At 33.2% G+C, this 16,157-nt stretch carries 18 protein-coding genes; 9 read left to right on the plus strand and 9 right to left on the minus strand.

Annotation, left to right across the window (positions count from 1 at the left end):
- Positions 1-52 precede the first annotated feature (52 nt).
- The 3 genes from C1X07_RS04680 to C1X07_RS04690 all read right to left on the minus strand — a co-directional run bounded on the left by C1X07_RS04680 (position 53) and on the right by C1X07_RS04690 (position 1,534).
- Positions 53-412, minus strand: coding sequence for a TfoX/Sxy family protein (locus C1X07_RS04680; protein ID WP_103068836.1), 360 nt, complete (start codon positions 410-412; stop codon positions 53-55).
- A 2-nt stretch (positions 413-414) separates the two neighbouring features.
- Entirely contained in the window at positions 415-1,080 is a 666-nt protein-coding gene (locus tag C1X07_RS04685; RefSeq protein WP_103068837.1) for a DUF2461 domain-containing protein, read from the minus strand.
- Positions 1,081-1,171: 91 nt separating this feature from the next.
- Positions 1,172-1,534 carry a VOC family protein gene (locus C1X07_RS04690; RefSeq protein ID WP_103068838.1) on the minus strand — a complete coding sequence of 121 codons (363 nt, stop codon included), beginning with the start codon at positions 1,532-1,534 and terminating at the stop codon, positions 1,172-1,174.
- Positions 1,535-1,625: 91 nt separating this feature from the next.
- On the opposite strand from C1X07_RS04690, the gene C1X07_RS04695 reads away from it, so the two are divergent.
- The 9 genes from C1X07_RS04695 to C1X07_RS04735 all read left to right on the plus strand — a co-directional run bounded on the left by C1X07_RS04695 (position 1,626) and on the right by C1X07_RS04735 (position 8,676).
- Positions 1,626-3,017, plus strand: coding sequence for a hypothetical protein (locus tag C1X07_RS04695; protein ID WP_103068839.1), 1,392 nt, complete (start codon positions 1,626-1,628; stop codon positions 3,015-3,017).
- 112 nt (positions 3,018-3,129) lie between these two features.
- On the plus strand, positions 3,130-3,966 hold the full coding sequence (locus tag C1X07_RS04700; RefSeq protein WP_103068840.1) for a helix-turn-helix domain-containing protein: 837 nt from the start codon (positions 3,130-3,132) through the stop codon (positions 3,964-3,966).
- Positions 3,967-4,122: 156 nt separating this feature from the next.
- Entirely contained in the window at positions 4,123-4,521 is a 399-nt protein-coding gene (locus tag C1X07_RS04705; protein ID WP_103068841.1) for a GlcG/HbpS family heme-binding protein, read from the plus strand.
- A gap of 261 nt (positions 4,522-4,782) precedes the next feature.
- Positions 4,783-5,541, plus strand: a complete 759-nt coding sequence (gene modA, locus C1X07_RS04710) for a molybdate ABC transporter substrate-binding protein (protein ID WP_103068842.1) — start codon at positions 4,783-4,785, stop codon at positions 5,539-5,541.
- A gap of 3 nt (positions 5,542-5,544) precedes the next feature.
- Positions 5,545-5,943: a TOBE domain-containing protein gene (locus C1X07_RS04715; RefSeq protein ID WP_103068843.1), complete on the plus strand. Its 399-nt coding sequence runs from the start codon at positions 5,545-5,547 to the stop codon at positions 5,941-5,943.
- Complete coding sequence (gene modB, locus C1X07_RS04720; protein WP_103069587.1) at positions 5,943-6,614, plus strand: molybdate ABC transporter permease subunit; 672 nt, start codon at positions 5,943-5,945, stop codon at positions 6,612-6,614. Before C1X07_RS04715 ends, modB begins: the two co-directional genes overlap by 1 nt.
- Positions 6,611-7,486, plus strand: a complete 876-nt coding sequence (locus C1X07_RS04725; protein WP_103068844.1) for a sulfate/molybdate ABC transporter ATP-binding protein — start codon at positions 6,611-6,613, stop codon at positions 7,484-7,486. The genes modB and C1X07_RS04725 overlap by 4 nt, the downstream gene beginning before the upstream one ends.
- A gap of 150 nt (positions 7,487-7,636) precedes the next feature.
- Complete coding sequence (locus C1X07_RS04730) at positions 7,637-8,176, plus strand: hypothetical protein (protein WP_103068845.1); 540 nt, start codon at positions 7,637-7,639, stop codon at positions 8,174-8,176.
- 5 nt (positions 8,177-8,181) lie between these two features.
- Positions 8,182-8,676: a nuclear transport factor 2 family protein gene (locus tag C1X07_RS04735; RefSeq protein WP_103068846.1), complete on the plus strand. Its 495-nt coding sequence runs from the start codon at positions 8,182-8,184 to the stop codon at positions 8,674-8,676.
- Here the strand turns inward: C1X07_RS04735 and C1X07_RS04740 are convergent.
- The 6 genes from C1X07_RS04740 to gdhA form a co-directional block, all read right to left on the minus strand.
- Positions 8,663-9,325 carry an HAD family hydrolase gene (locus tag C1X07_RS04740; protein ID WP_103068847.1) on the minus strand — a complete coding sequence of 221 codons (663 nt, stop codon included), beginning with the start codon at positions 9,323-9,325 and terminating at the stop codon, positions 8,663-8,665. The genes C1X07_RS04735 and C1X07_RS04740 overlap by 14 nt on opposite strands.
- Positions 9,326-9,354: 29 nt before the next feature.
- On the minus strand, positions 9,355-11,760 hold the full coding sequence (locus tag C1X07_RS04745; RefSeq protein WP_103068848.1) for a TonB-dependent receptor plug domain-containing protein: 2,406 nt from the start codon (positions 11,758-11,760) through the stop codon (positions 9,355-9,357).
- A 4-nt stretch (positions 11,761-11,764) separates the two neighbouring features.
- Positions 11,765-12,484, minus strand: coding sequence for a DNA repair protein RecO (gene recO / locus C1X07_RS04750; protein WP_103068849.1), 720 nt, complete (start codon positions 12,482-12,484; stop codon positions 11,765-11,767).
- A gap of 27 nt (positions 12,485-12,511) precedes the next feature.
- A complete protein-coding gene (locus tag C1X07_RS04755; protein WP_103068850.1) occupies positions 12,512-13,039 on the minus strand; it encodes a DUF4136 domain-containing protein in 528 nt (175 codons plus the stop codon).
- 160 nt (positions 13,040-13,199) lie between these two features.
- A complete protein-coding gene (locus C1X07_RS04760; RefSeq protein WP_103068851.1) occupies positions 13,200-14,651 on the minus strand; it encodes a DUF5018 domain-containing protein in 1,452 nt (483 codons plus the stop codon).
- Positions 14,652-14,799: 148 nt separating this feature from the next.
- A complete protein-coding gene (gene gdhA, locus C1X07_RS04765) occupies positions 14,800-16,143 on the minus strand; it encodes an NADP-specific glutamate dehydrogenase (RefSeq protein WP_103068852.1) in 1,344 nt (447 codons plus the stop codon).
- Positions 16,144-16,157: the final 14 nt, after the last annotated feature.

Here is a 16,157-nt window from a genome sequence, read left to right on the forward strand (position 1 = left end):
AGTTTGAACGTAAGTTTTAACATATCTTATTAGTTGAGAATACTTATATAGCTCATCTTTTCTTACTACGTTTTGCCAAAGGATTAAAGTCCAAACACAATTGTATCCAATACTCCAGATCCTTATCGAGATCAAAACCATCGGGAGTAATAAAGACAAAACCCTTCATTGGTCTGCCAGTAAAGTCCATAGGTTGGCAGCCTTCTTTTTTCATTGCTTCTTCAGTAGCATCTACTCCAATTCTAGCCATCAATAAATCCATTTCTTTTTTCTTACTAAAATGAATACCGCAACACATCTTATCATCTACCATAAAACACAGACCTCCCATCATTTTTTTTTCATAAAAATTAGCTTTTCTTTCTTTAAAGATTCTCCGAATACGATCTGCTATATACTCATTATATGCCATGGTTATTGAATTACTTTTGATAAATAGTCATTAACTGGGCGCATAATCTCCCAATATTTTATAATTTCTTCAGCCAAAACTTGGCTATGTATTAAATCAGGAGCTTCTTCCCCAACAAAATAAAACTGTTTATTGGCTATTAAAGGCTCTTTTTTACAAGCTTCCTGCCATTCTTTCGGAATTCGCTTCATTTTATCACCTCTAATTTCACCAAATTTTTGAACAAAATCTTTATTATCCAATAACTTCTTAAATTCTTTAGGAGATTTCTTGACCGCCATTCTTATTTTATGCAACTGCTCTTTTGAAGGACCAAAGCACCCTCCCATTATTCCTATCATCTCTGGTGAAAAACGTAAAAACAAACCTGGTATGCTTTTGTCTTTACGCCCACCTTTAGATATAAAAGCTGTGTAGTGTAAATTATATGGCGATTTATCTTTAGAAAAACGAATATCTCTATTAATTCTTAATACACAATCTTTGGGTACTACATCTAAACTTGAATCCTGTTCTCTGATTTTTTCAATCATAGTTCCAACAAATATTTCAAAAGGTTTTTTAACACTACCTTCATATCTTTTTCTATTTTCATGAAACCATTCCTTATGATTGTTTTTTGAAAGCTCTTCAAAAAACGCCACAAAATCTTCAGTAAAATATTGCATTTATATGATTATTAGACATTAATACTAAGCGAATATTTTCTACCACATTGAGTGTTTAAAAATGGTTCAATGTGGTAAAAAACACAATACATTACTTCATAGAATGAAAAGCTACTCTATTTCCTTCAGTATCAAGAAAAATAGCCATATATCCATTTTCTCCTAGCGAAGTTTTTGGCATCAAAATTTTCCCTCCTGCCTTTTCTACTCGTGCTAAAGGAACAGATAAGTCATCTCCTCCATTAAGGTACGCAAACGTCCCTTCTTGAGAAGGCTTATTACCATTGCCATGAGTAACACAGCCTCCTACTCCTCCATCTTTATAAGGAAAGAAAGCCATTTTAAAATCCATTTCCATAGGCTGAAGTTCTGCCTCTAATAATTCATTATAAAATTTTACAGCTCTTTCAAAATTAGTACTAGGTATCTCAAACCAGCTAATCGCATTTGACATGATATATTATTTATTGATTACTAATATCTCAAAGGTAAGTGATCATATGAATCAAAAAAATTATATTTTTGAAAAAACATAGGTTTCTAAAATGAAGAAAAACGAGGAGTTATTTTATTTAATCAAATCATTATCTAAAAGCGAGAAGAGGCATTTCAAACTAAGTACACAAGGAAATGACTCTACAGAGTATCTCAATCTTTTTGAAGCAATCGAAGCTCAAAAAGAATATAACGAAACGCAAATAAAAGAGCTCTTCAAAGACAAAGCGTTTATAACCCAATTAACCACACTCAAAAACTATTTAAAACAACGCATCTTACAATCTTTGCGCAGTTATCACTCCAAAATTTCAAAAAATGCAGAACTTATGGATATCATTCGCAATATAGAAATTCTATATCACAAAGGGCAATATACTATTTGTCAAAGTGAAATAAAACGAGCAGAAAAGAAAGCTGAAAATTTCCAGCAAGATGTACTATTGTTTCATATCCATGACTGGAAAAGAAAAGTACACCAGGCATTACACCCTCAAGATTTTGATACTTTTAAAGCAATCATCCAGAAGCAAAAAAACGCACTAGAGTCTACCAATGAGTATATCGACCTTCTTCTTGCCAATATAAATCCCGCTCAATTCTCATTGTCTCACAAAAAAAGTGTCTCCCTACAAAACAGAACCCTAAAAACCCTTCACAAATACAGAAAACAACTGCTTACCAAAAACTCTGACAAAGCTAAATTTATCCTAGAAGAATTAATTAAAGAATGGGAACAGCATCCCGAATTACTAAAAGAATACTTCCCCATGTATTTCTCTATCAATAACAACCTTCTAGCATATCTGGTATTCAAAAAACAATATAAAGAAGCTTTTGTAAGAATACTACTTGTAAAACAAAAAGCACTTACTATCAGCACAGTATCCGCATCGTTAATCAAAGAAAAATTACGCCTTTACAACATAGAGCTCGAAATCCACAGAAACCTAAAAGACCTACACACCACTCACGAAGTCATTGATGAAATACAAGATTTTATCGAACACCACAAAACTCTTGTACCTAATAACTATTGGCTTTCTTTCAGATTTCAATTTGCAAATATTTATTTCTTAAAAAAAGACAACAAACAAGCCCTAAAGTGGATAAATGACATCCTAAACCACCAAACCAAAAAAGACAGGCAAGACCTGATTACCTATACCTATTGGCTAAACCTCCTTATTCATTACGAACTAGGCAACGGATTTACGCTACGATATCTAATAAACACTATGAAGAAACTGCTTAAAAAGCAAAAAAACATAGATTTCTATGAAAAAACTTTATTAAAGTTCTTATCAAAAACTGTTGAATATAGTATTTCTGAAAAAAGAAAAGCTTTCCTAACTATCAAAAAGCAACTCGAAGAAGATCCAATCCCCAATCAAGTTATTGGTTATGTTGATTTTAATGAATGGATTCTTAGAAATTGCTAGCATATGCATATTTTACTTATATTTCTAATAATCCTTGACATATGCTAAAGCGTCAGAATTACAGAATATATCTTAATTTTTAAAAACCATATAATTCGAGCAACAAAAACAGATGCCAATAGAAAACATACCTGAAATCTATATCAAAAAAAATAGCATAACTCCAGATGTGTTTGTTTTTGATTTTAAAATGACCAATGATGTCGTAAAAAGCAAGATTAATCTAAGTATGAATATGTTTAGCTTCTTACAAGTAGGCAAAAAACAGGTGCATTTTGCAGATACATCGGTAGCGGTAAATAAAAAACAATCTTTACTTATCAAAAAAGGAAACTGCCTTTGGACAGAATTACTAGACACAGAGGATATTTATTATTGTAAATTGTTATTTTTCTCAGAAAAAAAGCTCACCGAATTTTTAAATAAACATACTACTCATATACCATCAAGCAAGAATGAAACCCCCTACTTTATAATCGAAAACGACTCATACATCACTTCTTTCTTAAACTCATTATCCACAATCGGCAATGCTCCAGCAATTTTTATGGAAAATCTACTTTCTGTAAAATTTGAAGAAATAATGCTTTATCTTATCTATAAATACGGTCGCACTTTTGAATTATACCTACACTCCCTAATTGTAGAGGAAATCTCCCCATTCAAAAAAACTATAGAAAACAACATCTATTCTAACTTAAAGCTTGAAGAGATTGCATTTTTATGTAACATGAGCATTTCAACTTTTAAACGACACTTTATTACAGAGTATAATGTATCTCCCGGAAAATGGCTGCAAGATAAACGCCTTCAGAAAGCTAAAGAAATATTACAAAAAGGCAAGCAAACACCTTCAGACATCTATTTAGATTTTGGATATAATAACCTTTCTAATTTCAGTACTGCTTTTAAAAACAAATTTGGAATCAGCCCAAAAGAAATTATGTAATGCTCTTTCACCAGCTAACACCTTAGTTTTCTACATTTCGATTTCAGCTCCTAATTAATTCAATAAAAAAATGACCTTTTTTCATAAGTTTATGAACGGTATTAATAACACCGCAAAGGTCTAATAGCATTAAGTTTGCACTAAAACTAAAATAGTATGAATATTACATTATCACAAGCTGAAAAAATAATAGCAATAGCCAAAGAAAAATCTATTGCTTTAGACACAAAAATGAATATTGCTATTGTAGACGCAGGGGCAAACCTTGTAGCATTTGCACGTATGGATGGTGCATGGCTAGGTTCTTTAGACATTTCAATAAAAAAAGCAAAAACTGCCCGTTACTTTGATATGAATACCGGGATCATTGGAGAACTATCTCAACCCGGAGGCTCTTTATATAATATCGAACACTCTAACAATGGGCTGATCACTTTCCCTGGAGGCGTACCCATTAAAAATGCAGAAGGAGAAATTATTGGAGCAATTGGAGTAAGTGGAAGTTCTGTTGAAAATGACCATGCTGTAGCAGAAGCAGGAGCTATTTCCATCTAAAAACTAGTATTTACCCTGTATTTAAAAAAACAATACAGTAAAGTGAGAATTGATATCCAATGATATCAGATTAATATGTGGATTTAATAGCAGTTTGAGTAGTAACTTTGACTGCTATTTTTTATATTTTAGTAAATTACTCACTAAAATATAAATACTAATTCTCTATTATCAAGCTACACCAAAAATTCGCATGAAAATCAAATTTATTAGGGAATTATTTATAAGAAGCAACAAAATCCACATGGGTTAAATAGTCACATGAGAAAAATAATATTCATACTTTCCTTATCCCTAATAGTTGTTTCTTGCCAACAAAAGCAAGATCATAATCTAAAAATTGCTGTAGCAGCAAATATGCAATTTGCTATAAAAGAATTAGCAAAAAAATTCACTCTCCAGACAGGTATCAAATGTGATCTAATTATAAGCTCCTCTGGCAAGCTTACTGCACAAATTAAAGAAGGGGCCCCTTTTGATATATTTATATCTGCCGACATGAAATACCCTACAGAATTGTATAATGCAGGCTTCACAGCCGGGAAACCAAAAATTTATGGCTACGGAAAACTAGTATTATGGTCAATGATTGATACGCTAGAGCCATCTATCGATATTCTCAAAAACTCAAAGATACGTCATATTGCAATTGCTAACCCCAAGACAGCACCCTATGGCAAAGCTACCATAGAAACACTAAAACATTATGGTATTTACGAATCTGTTAAAGATAAATTGGTATATGGAGAAAGTATATCACAAACCAATCAATTTATTGTTTCAAAATCTGCAGGAATAGGTTTTACTTCAAAATCCGTAGTTTTATCTCCTCAAATAAAAGAAAAAGGAAAGTGGATCGCTATTAATGAAACGGTTCACACTTCAATCTCACAAGGAGTAATAATACTCAAAAGCAATGTGGTAAGAAAAAATGAAGCAAAAAAGTTTTATGATTTTATATCCTCTATAGCAGCAAGAAAAATTCTAAGAGATTTTGGTTATTCGGTAACATCAAATTAATTTATGAATATCCTTAAAGGAAAAATAAAAACTATAAAAAGCAGCGGTAGCTTATCATTGGTTACAATAGACATTCAGGGTATCTTTTTTAGTACCATTATATTAGAAACCCCAAGTACAGCCTCTTATTTAATACCTGAAAATCAAATTAAGGTGATTTTTAAAGAAACAGAAGTAATTATAGGTAAAGATATAGAGCACGCTATTAGTATTCAAAACAAAATAGCAGGAAAAATTCTTGAAATAAAAAAAGGCGACCTACTTAGCAAACTTACTATTGAGACAAGAATCGGACGACTAATTGCAGTGATTACTTCAGACATTCTCTATCAACTTCAATTAGAGATTAATGAAAATATAATTGCAATGGTCAAAACCACAGAAATAATGTTATCAGAATGATGGATTGGGAACCTTTACTACTAACATTTAAACTAGCGCTAGTAACCACCTTGTTGCTATTGGTTATCTCCATTCCTTTGGCATATTGGTTAGCGTATACGAAATCTCGAATCAAACCAGTATTAGAGACATTAGTAAGCATGCCTCTTGTTCTGCCTCCTACAGTTTTAGGGTTTTACCTACTAATTGCTTTTAGTCCTTCCAATACTTTTGGAAATTGGCTAAATGAATACTTTGGATTACAACTTATCTTTTCGTTTGAAGGGCTTGTTATTGCCTCTATTTTATATAGTTTACCATTCATGGTCCATCCAATACAGGCTGGTTTTTCAAACCTTTCTTCAACAATTATAGAAGCTTCCTATGTATTAGGAAAATCCAAAATCATAACTCTTTTCAAAGTATTACTTCCTAACATAAAACCTTCGTTGCTCACAGGAATTGTACTTGCTTTTGCCCATACTATTGGTGAGTTTGGTGTTGTACTAATGATTGGAGGTAACATGCCCGGAAAGACAAAAGTAGCCTCTATTGCAATTTATGATGAAGTTGAGTCTCTTAATTATGATGCCGCAAACTGGTATTCTCTTATTCTATTTATAATTACATTTAGCATCCTTCTAATTGTATATTTGGTTAATGGAGGTTATCTAAAAAGATTTTGGAAATGATACATATAGCTTTGCAAAAAAAACTAACTGCTGCAAATGGCACAATGTTACTTGACATCAACATCAATATTGAGCAAGGCAAATTAGTTACATTATATGGAGAATCCGGGGCAGGAAAAACTTCTATCTTTAGAATAATTGCAGGTTTGCTTCACGCAGATAAAGGGATAATTACTGTTCATCAAAATACTTGGCTTGATACAGATAAAGGAATTTGTTTGAAACCACAGCAAAGAAAAATCGGTTTTGTATTTCAGGAGTACGCCTTATTTCCTAATATGACCGTAAAAGAGAATCTTCTTTTTGCCCTTGAAAAAGGTCAGGATCGCCAAATCATAAAGGAGTTAATTGATATTATCGAACTAGGTGAACTACAAAATCGAAAACCCAAAAATCTATCTGGAGGGCAAAAACAAAGAGTTGCTTTGGCCAGAGCTATGGTGAGAAAACCAGAAATTTTGATGCTGGATGAACCCCTCTCTGCTCTGGACACAAAAATGCGGGCAAAACTGCAAGACTATATTCTTAAGATTCATAAACAATTTAACCTTACTACTCTTCTTATAAGCCACGAAATAGGTGAAGTTATAAAAATGTCTGATCACATATTTAGCATCAAAAATGGAAAAGTAGTCAAACAAGGAAAGCCAATCGACGTATTTAGCACCAAGCAAGTAAGTGGAAAATTTCAATTTTCGGGAGAAATAATCGAGATCAAAAAAGAAGACGTTATTTATGTAATTACTATCCTAATAGGAGCAAATTTTGTAAAAATAGTTGCAGATGAAACCGAAGCACAAACAATGGCTATTGGTGATAAAGTAATCGTTGCATCAAAAGCTTTTAATCCTTTACTCCAAAAAATCAATTAATCGCTATAAAGCCTCTAATCTTTTGCTCTATATGAGGTCGATAAACGTTAAGAACACGGTTCAGTAGCATTTTAATTACCGAAGATCAAAGATCTTTTTTGGTTGCAGTAATAAATACCCTATTTTTGAGTCCTTACAAAAAAATACAAAATGCGAATATTTCTTTTTTTAGGAATTATACTAGTTTGTTTTGCATGCCAAAGTGAAAAAACAACCAATACGCAGGAAAAAACACCTGTTATCAAACTCGACAGCCTATCTAAGGAAAAAAGCAAAGTAGAGCTTCTAAAACTTTCTCCAGAGGCAGAAAAAAGTCTTGAGAGCTTTGATGATTTTCAAAATGTAAGGAGCATGATTATATCTATGAATAATGCAAATCCTTTTTACATTAACAAGCATGCAGATAGCATTGATTTATTGATTGGTATTTTTTCGGAAAGCCTAACTGAGGATCTCAATACAAATACTATCAATTCAAGATTAAGTGTTCTGTCTACCGAAACAGGTTTACTAAAGTTAATGGCAGAAAAGAAAAACCCGGATCCTAAGGAAGTTATAAAAGGCAACATCAGGTTAATCAATGCCTACAATAGCCTAATCATTCAATTAAACGAGTTATCGTTGGCTATTCCAGAAAATATAGAAAAAGAATTATTGAGAGAATTAGACGACAAAGAAGATCAACCCTAGGACTTATGCAAAAAATAATCTTATCCATTGCGCTACTTATCTGCAACCTTACAGTTGCTCAACACAATATTGAAATCAACACGACTTTGGAACGATGGCACAAAGCAGCTGCAGACGCAGATTTTGATGCTTACTTTGGTCTTATGACCAAGGACGCTGTCTTTATAGGAACCGATCCTACAGAAAACTGGACTAATACAGAGTTTAGAACATTTGCCAAGCCTTATTTTGATAAAGGAAAAGCTTGGAGCTTTTCTACTTTAGAAAGAAATATCTTTGCTCAAGATAATGACAATACTGCCTGGTTTGACGAACTATTAGACACCCAAATGGGAATATGCCGAGGTAGTGGTATTATTAAAAAGATTAATGGAGACTGGAAAATAAAACACTACGTACTATCTATTGCCATACCAAATGAAAATGTAGCAGAAATTACTAAACTCAAAAAAACCTTTGACACAAATTTAATGCAAAAACTAAGAGCTAGTAAAGACTAATTAACGAATTCTTAAAATCCGTCAGGTTTGCAAAACAATTAGTAGCTCCATTTTCTACAAGGGTTGCTTTGTTATTATCGCCTATGCCCACAAAATCGAGAGATAGATTTTGTGCTGTTTTCAAATCCCAAATCCCATCACCCACAGATATAATCCTTTCAAAACCTTCTTTTTTGTAAAAAGTTTTTGCCCTCTCTATCGCATCCATTACAAAACCTTCTCTTGACTCATGTGTCTTTGAAGTTGCTAGTAATCTCTCATCATACCAAATATCACACTGATTGAGCTTAATTATAGCGGGTTTTGGCAATGCTCCAGTAGCGAAGCAAAAAGGAATCTGCTCATCTCTAAAAAATTGAATTAACGACTTAGCTCCCTCAATTTCTTTTACGGGATCGAATGTACTCATCTGATAGATCAAATTAGTTTCAAAATCATGTAATAATCTATCCGAGTATTCTTTTTTAAAATTGCGTTCATAGTTATAACGCAATGCATAACTATCTGTATGATGTTTATAGCTATTATAATCCGTATCAATATTAGAGATACCCATAGCCATCATCGATTTTGTAACCGAAATCAAATACATAGGCACACTATCTGTAAGCGTTCCATCTATATCGAATATAAATAATGTATTTTTCAAAAAAATAAAATCAATTAGATTAAACTATTTTAGAGCGTATATTTTAATGATACTATAAAATTTCTTCCTGCCGCGGCAATCCCAGAAGAATAAGGTCTATATCGCTGATCAGTAATGTTTTCTATAGAGAATATACTTCTTATTTTCTTAGTCACTTGATATTGGGTTCTTAGATTAAGCGTATACCAGGATGGCGAATATGGATTTCCATTTTTATCTACTGCGTACAAATAATCTTTGCTCTGCTCTGATGGAGATAGATCTTGGTAATCTAACCCACCATTATATAATGCAAATACATCTATTGTTAAGTTAGGCAACGTATAACTAACTTTTGTTGTTCCAAACTGCGGTGACACATGTCTAGATGGTTCAGAAGTACCATCATCAGACTTCTCTTTTCCACCAACAAAGGTATATTGGGAGATTAGCTTAGCATTTTTAGCAAATTTGTATTCCAGACCTGCTTCAAAACCATAAACTCTGGCATTTGCTGCATTCTGAATAGCCTGTACATTACTCAATTCACCTCCAAAATCAATTTGTGTTTCTCCATTCAAATTATAATCTCTTCGTATCAATGCATCATTAAGATATGTATAGTAGGTTGACAAATCCAGCGAAAAGTTCTTATCAAGATTTAATCTTACTCCTAATTCTCCATTATAGGCATATTCTGATTTGATATCTGGATTAGGCACAACAACAGACCCTGGTTCTGAATCAAAAATCTTACCTACATCGTCAATATTGGGTGCTCTAAACGCAGTAGAGAAATTCAATTTCCATTGGATTATGTCATTAGGCAACCAACTTAGACCAGCAGTTCCGGTAAGAGCATCAGTATCAATATTCGCTTCAGTAAACGGAAAGTTAAAAAAAGTGTTATCAAATTCTGAATACAGGATAATTCTATTGTATCGTAACCCTCCTTGAAATCTTAATTTTTCATTTAATTTGTGTTTTAGACTAGCATAAGCAGCAATAGATTGCCAGGTAGATCCATTTGGATATCTGGATGGAGCATCAACACTAATATCAGTTTCTATATCACGTTCAAATCCATCAGAGTATACTTGATTTAAAACATACTCGAGCCCATAATAGAAAACCGTTCTATCGCCATAATTTTTTTCAAAATCCCAATTAAACGAATAAGCATCTACCTGCTCTTGAGTTCTTGATAGCATTGTACTTCTAAAATCCCTGTCATTTCTACTTTCTTCAAAATATTGATAAGCTGCAGTTATCTTCATTTTATCATATAACTTACTACTAGATTTTTGAGATACTTGTAGATTCCCCATAAACCAGCGTTGCGGTCCATAAAACCACTCTGCAGATCTCAAATTTCCATCTCTAGGTCTTATCAAGCGGTCATATCTTGGGTAATCTGACGTTTCGGAATACATAAGGCTTGCATTAAAATCCCAATTTTCATTAGGCATAAAATAGACTTTCTGCAATAAGTTGATTTGATCATACCCTGTGAAAACCTGTTCTTTCGGGTCATCATTTTGAATAACAAAATCTTCTCCATTGACACTTCCTACATATTCATTTCTCAGATAATCCTTAGGACCATGACTCCCCATTTTTAGATTATCAAAATCTGTATAACTGGCACTGGTTAAAAAAGCCCACTTTTCTAGCCCAATGTTAAAATCAATATGCCCCGTCTTTTCATTACTGGCACTGGCATATCTAATTTGTGCATTACCACTCAACTTATCCTTACCACTTATAGCAAACTTTGGTTGTTTGGTATAAAAATTCATTACTCCTCCGACAGCATCACTACCATAAACAACAGAACCTGGTCCTAGTATTACCTCAGTTCTATCAACCGTAAAAGGGTCAACTGATATTACATTTTGAACATTTCCTCCTCTAAAGATAGCGGTATTCATACGCACTCCATCAATGGTCAATAGCAATCGATTTGTAGAAAAACCTCTAATTATGGGACTACCACCACCAAGTTGACTTTTTTGAATAAATACTTGCCCACCACTCTGTAAAAGATCCGCAGATGTCTGAGGAGTGGCTAATGCTATTTCGTTTGAAGAAATACTTACTATTTTTTGCGTAACATCTTCTTGCTCTTGCTCCCATTTGGAAACAGAAATAATAACTTCAGAAAGTTGGTTTTCTCCTGGTTCTAAATACACAGAATTTGATAGTAACACTTTAGATTTAAGCACACTAGTACTTGCATGTGAAATATGAACAAAATACAATTCTTCTGTATCAGAAAATACTGAAATATTGGCAACACCATCAAAATCAGTACTTGTACTTTTTGATCTGTCTTTATTAGAAATTGCTACATTAGGAATCGGCTTATTATTAGATGTACTGTAGACTATTATCTCTTGAGCGCTACTGGGTAACGCAAAAAGCATAACCAACAAAAAAAGTACAAATAACCGCATAATATTAATTAAAAATTTCGTTTAAAACAGATAGTGATTTTGGCTTCTTAAAACCGTGCAAATGTAGTTCAAAATATACTAATAGCATAGCAAGAATATCACTTCGTACGTTCTTTGATAACCCAATATCCATACTTTCCTCAAATGTTGTGCCTAAAAATCGTTTGAGTTGTACTACACGCTCACCATTTACACAATACGTATTATTACTTTGGGACTGAAAAACCCCATCCAGCATATTAAAATACTCTGATTCTATATTAGAAGTATCGGGATAACATCCTAAATATTGTGTAAGCTTGATCAAAAAAGCAATATGAAAATTTCTAACCACATTATGTGTATCCAACCACAATAAAGTCGTTTCGAGATATTCGAATAAAGCAGTGTTAGTTTCTTCTTCATGTATAGCATTTTTGAGCACTTCAGAAATAAAAAAAGCCAACGCACTTTTTACATAGTCTGTGTGAAGTGTTTTATACATCGTTTTTACTTTAGCTTCTTTAATCCTTTCTAACGACCCTTTATCTCTGTGAACTGCTTGTATCTCTAATATTGTCAGTGGCTGAAATAATGATGATCTAAGTTTTCCTCGTTTTGATTTCAAAATCCCTCGTAATAAATAAGATCGTAACCCGCTTGTCTTTGTAAACAAAGAAACAATTAAATCTGCTTCACTATATCGTAAAGAATGCACTACTATCGCTGGGGAGGTAATTATCATTATTGAGCAAAATTGGTGTAAATATTTCTATTTCCTTTTCTTTGGCGGATATTTACTTAACGATTTTTCTATAATTTTTTGAAAGAAACTTGTATGTGCTTCAGGAGAGGCATTAGGATAAAATCGTTTTTCGACAATTGCCTGCCACACTAATTCATCTCTTTCAACATCTACAAAATCAATAGTAAGTTCTAGATATGTCTCTGGCCCTCCTATAGGAATTGAACCTCCAATACCAATATTAACCCCGCGACCACCACTACCAACACCCACACCTATGCTATTACGAGAAGGTGTTCTACTCATAATTGTTTTAAAGTTTATATAAATATCAGGTGTATTAGATCTGGTAAGTCCTTTAGTATGCATTATTGTTTCTGTCACTTTCAATAATCTCTTCTGATTCAATTCATTAAGTTCGGAGCTCATTTCCGGATAGAAACCATAGGTTTTATACACTGAGAAATCCTGCTGTTCATCATAATCATATACCGTCGGCACAACACCACAAGAGATCAATACTATTAACATAACCAAAAGCACTACATACTTCATCAGAACAAGTTTAACTATAAAAATACACAACAAAAACCATATAAAGTCAAGTTCAATCCAATCATTTATTCTTAAAAGGTTCTTAAACAAGAAACAAATTGAGTTAAAAATTAAAGCCGTTTAGATATTTCTAAACGGCTTTTTATAAAAATAGTTTATATTATTGTTTGCCTTCCAGTCTAAAATTAAAATGCCATGGGTGATCAAACCAAACACCCCAATCTTCTAAACTTGTGTTATCTTTTTCCCTGGATTCTCCAGCCCAACCAATGGCACCGCAAACTCCAGAATCGCTATTTGCATTCCCTGATGAACCACTAGAAACTCCAAGCCTTTCCCCATCTACTAAGTACCAAGTAAAATTATAAGCCTTTCCCTTTTTAAGAAATATATTTAATGAAGACAAATCAAAATCTATCCAACCTCCATTAAATGGTCCGGATACAATTGTACTTATCGATTTTTCTATCCTTCCATCTGCATTTCTAATATTTAATTTTATCTCAAAATCACCAGAATAAATAATATTAGTTAAATCGCTCCTAAACGGATCCCTTAGAAAAAAACCAAATTTTGTTGGATAGGTATCCTTTTTCAAATTTATAGTTTGCCCAGTACCTACATTTCTAGGACCTATTTCAGGATAATCAGGTATTACTCTATCATCTCCACCAAACCATTTTGTCGCATTTCTAATATCACATTGTACAGAAAAATCTTCATTCATCAGCTGAAGCGCAACTCTATATTCCTTACTTTCTCCATTTTCTGCTGTAACCGTATACAAAACTGGATTTGTATAGTCAGAAATTGTTTTTGGATCAGGGCTTATTGTAGCTCTATCAGAAATTACTGCAATAGTTTCAATAGAAGTCAGTACGGTATTTGGAAGCACTGTTTGATTAATTGTCCCTGTTTCATTATCAATATCAGTATTTGCTTCAAAAAGAGCTGTTTTTATTTGAAAAGATACAATAGTATTTTCAGGGCTTAACTCCCTCTTTATATCTACCACATAATTCTTTTTTTCTCCATTCTCTGCTGTAACCATAAAATTAACAGGTTCTTTGATAGAAGTAATAGTACTTGGATCTGGCGTTATCGTTGCTTTATCAGAAATAGTAATTACCAATGTAATATCTAAATCATCAATTGTATAAGGAACTACACCATTTACTTCGTTATCTTTAATTTCAAAATCTTTTGTAAAATCTGCACTTGTTAGTTTAATTGATTCTATAATATTTTCAGAGCTTAATTCTCTCTTTATATCTACTACATAATTCCTTTTTTCTCCATTTTCTGCAGTAACAGTAAAATTAATGGGGTTTTTGATAGAGGTAATAGTCTTTGGATCTGGTGTTATCGTCGCTTTATCAGAGATAGTAATTGTCAGTGCAATATCAAAGTCATCAATCGTTGAAGGAACTACACCATTTACTTGGTTATCCTTAACTTCAAAATCTTTGGTAAAGCCTCCACTTGTTAACTTAACAGATGTAATAAAATTACTATTATTCAAAGCTAGTTCGTCGTCTTTATTACAAGAAGCATTAATCATTAAAATAAAAAGCATACACGCTCTCCCTAATACAATTAGTTTTTTTGTCATTCGTAAATCGGAATTTTAAATTGATTATTATTTAACGAGGGTAGGACTTTTCGTAAAATGACTGTAAAGATATTCATTTTTATTTAAAAAAAGCCGCCTAGAAATATCTAAACAGCTTTAATTTTATGTTAAAAAAATCTTGAAATACTTAGATCACTCCTTGCGCCAGCATAGCATCAGCTACTTTTACAAAGCCAGCAATATTTGCTCCTTTAACGTAATCTACATATCCATTACCATCGCTACCATACTCAAGGCAAGCAGAGTGGATATCTTCCATGATTTGTTTTAATTTGTTATCTACTTCTTCACGTGTCCAGTTATAACGTAAAGAATTTTGTGTCATTTCTAAACCAGATGTTGCTACCCCTCCTGCATTAGAGGCTTTACCTGGTGCAAAGAATATTTTAGCTTCATGAAAAGCTGATATAGCTTCTGGAGTACTTGGCATATTAGCTCCTTCACTAACACAAACACATCCATTGTCAATTAGTGTTTTTGCATCTTCTCCGTTTAACTCATTTTGAGTTGCACATGGTAGAGCAATATCACATTTTACTCCCCAAGGAGTTTCTCCTTTATGAAACTCTGCAGATGGATACTTATCGGCATACTCACTAATACGCCCTCTTTTTACATTCTTAAGCTCCATTACAAAAGCAAGTTTTTCTGCATCTACTCCATCTTTATCATATATATATCCAGATGAATCAGAAAGCGTAACTACTTTTGCTCCTAATTGAGTTGCTTTTTCGGCTGCATATTGGGCTACATTTCCTGAACCAGAAACGGTTACAATTTTACCTTCAAAAGAACCTCCTTTAGTTTCAAGCATGTTCTTTGCAAAATATACAGTACCATAACCTGTTGCTTCAGGACGAATTAACGACCCTCCCCATGTAAGTCCTTTTCCGGTAAGAACACCAGTAAATTCATTACGCATTTTACGATACATACCGAATAAGAATCCGATTTCACGTCCTCCTACTCCTATATCTCCTGCAGGAACATCGGTATCGGGACCAATATGTCTGAAAAGCTCACTCATAAAGCTATGGCAAAAACGCATAATCTCATCGTCAGATTTCCCTTTAGGGTCAAAATCAGACCCTCCTTTACCACCTCCCATAGGAAGTGTAGTTAAGCTGTTTTTGAAAACTTGTTCAAAAGCCAAAAACTTTAAAATACTTATGTTTACAGAAGGGTGAAAACGTAGTCCTCCTTTATATGGTCCTATTGCAGAATTCATCTGAATACGATATCCTCTATTCACATGAATCTCTCCTTTATCGTCTACCCATGGCACACGAAACATAATCGCTCTCTCAGGCTCAACCATTCTTAACAGGATATTTTTCCCGTTATAAATTTCTTTCGTAGCTATGTATGGAATCACAGTCTCGGCAACTTCTTGTACCGCCTGTAAGAATTCTGGCTCATGTGTATTACGAGTCTTCACTTCTTCCATGAATGCATCTATCTTTGCTTGCATATGTTAATTGAATT

Origin of the sequence: Aquimarina sediminis (genome assembly GCF_002895435.1) — a bacterium.
GTDB classification, from domain to species: Bacteria; Bacteroidota; Bacteroidia; order Flavobacteriales; family Flavobacteriaceae; genus Aquimarina; species Aquimarina sediminis.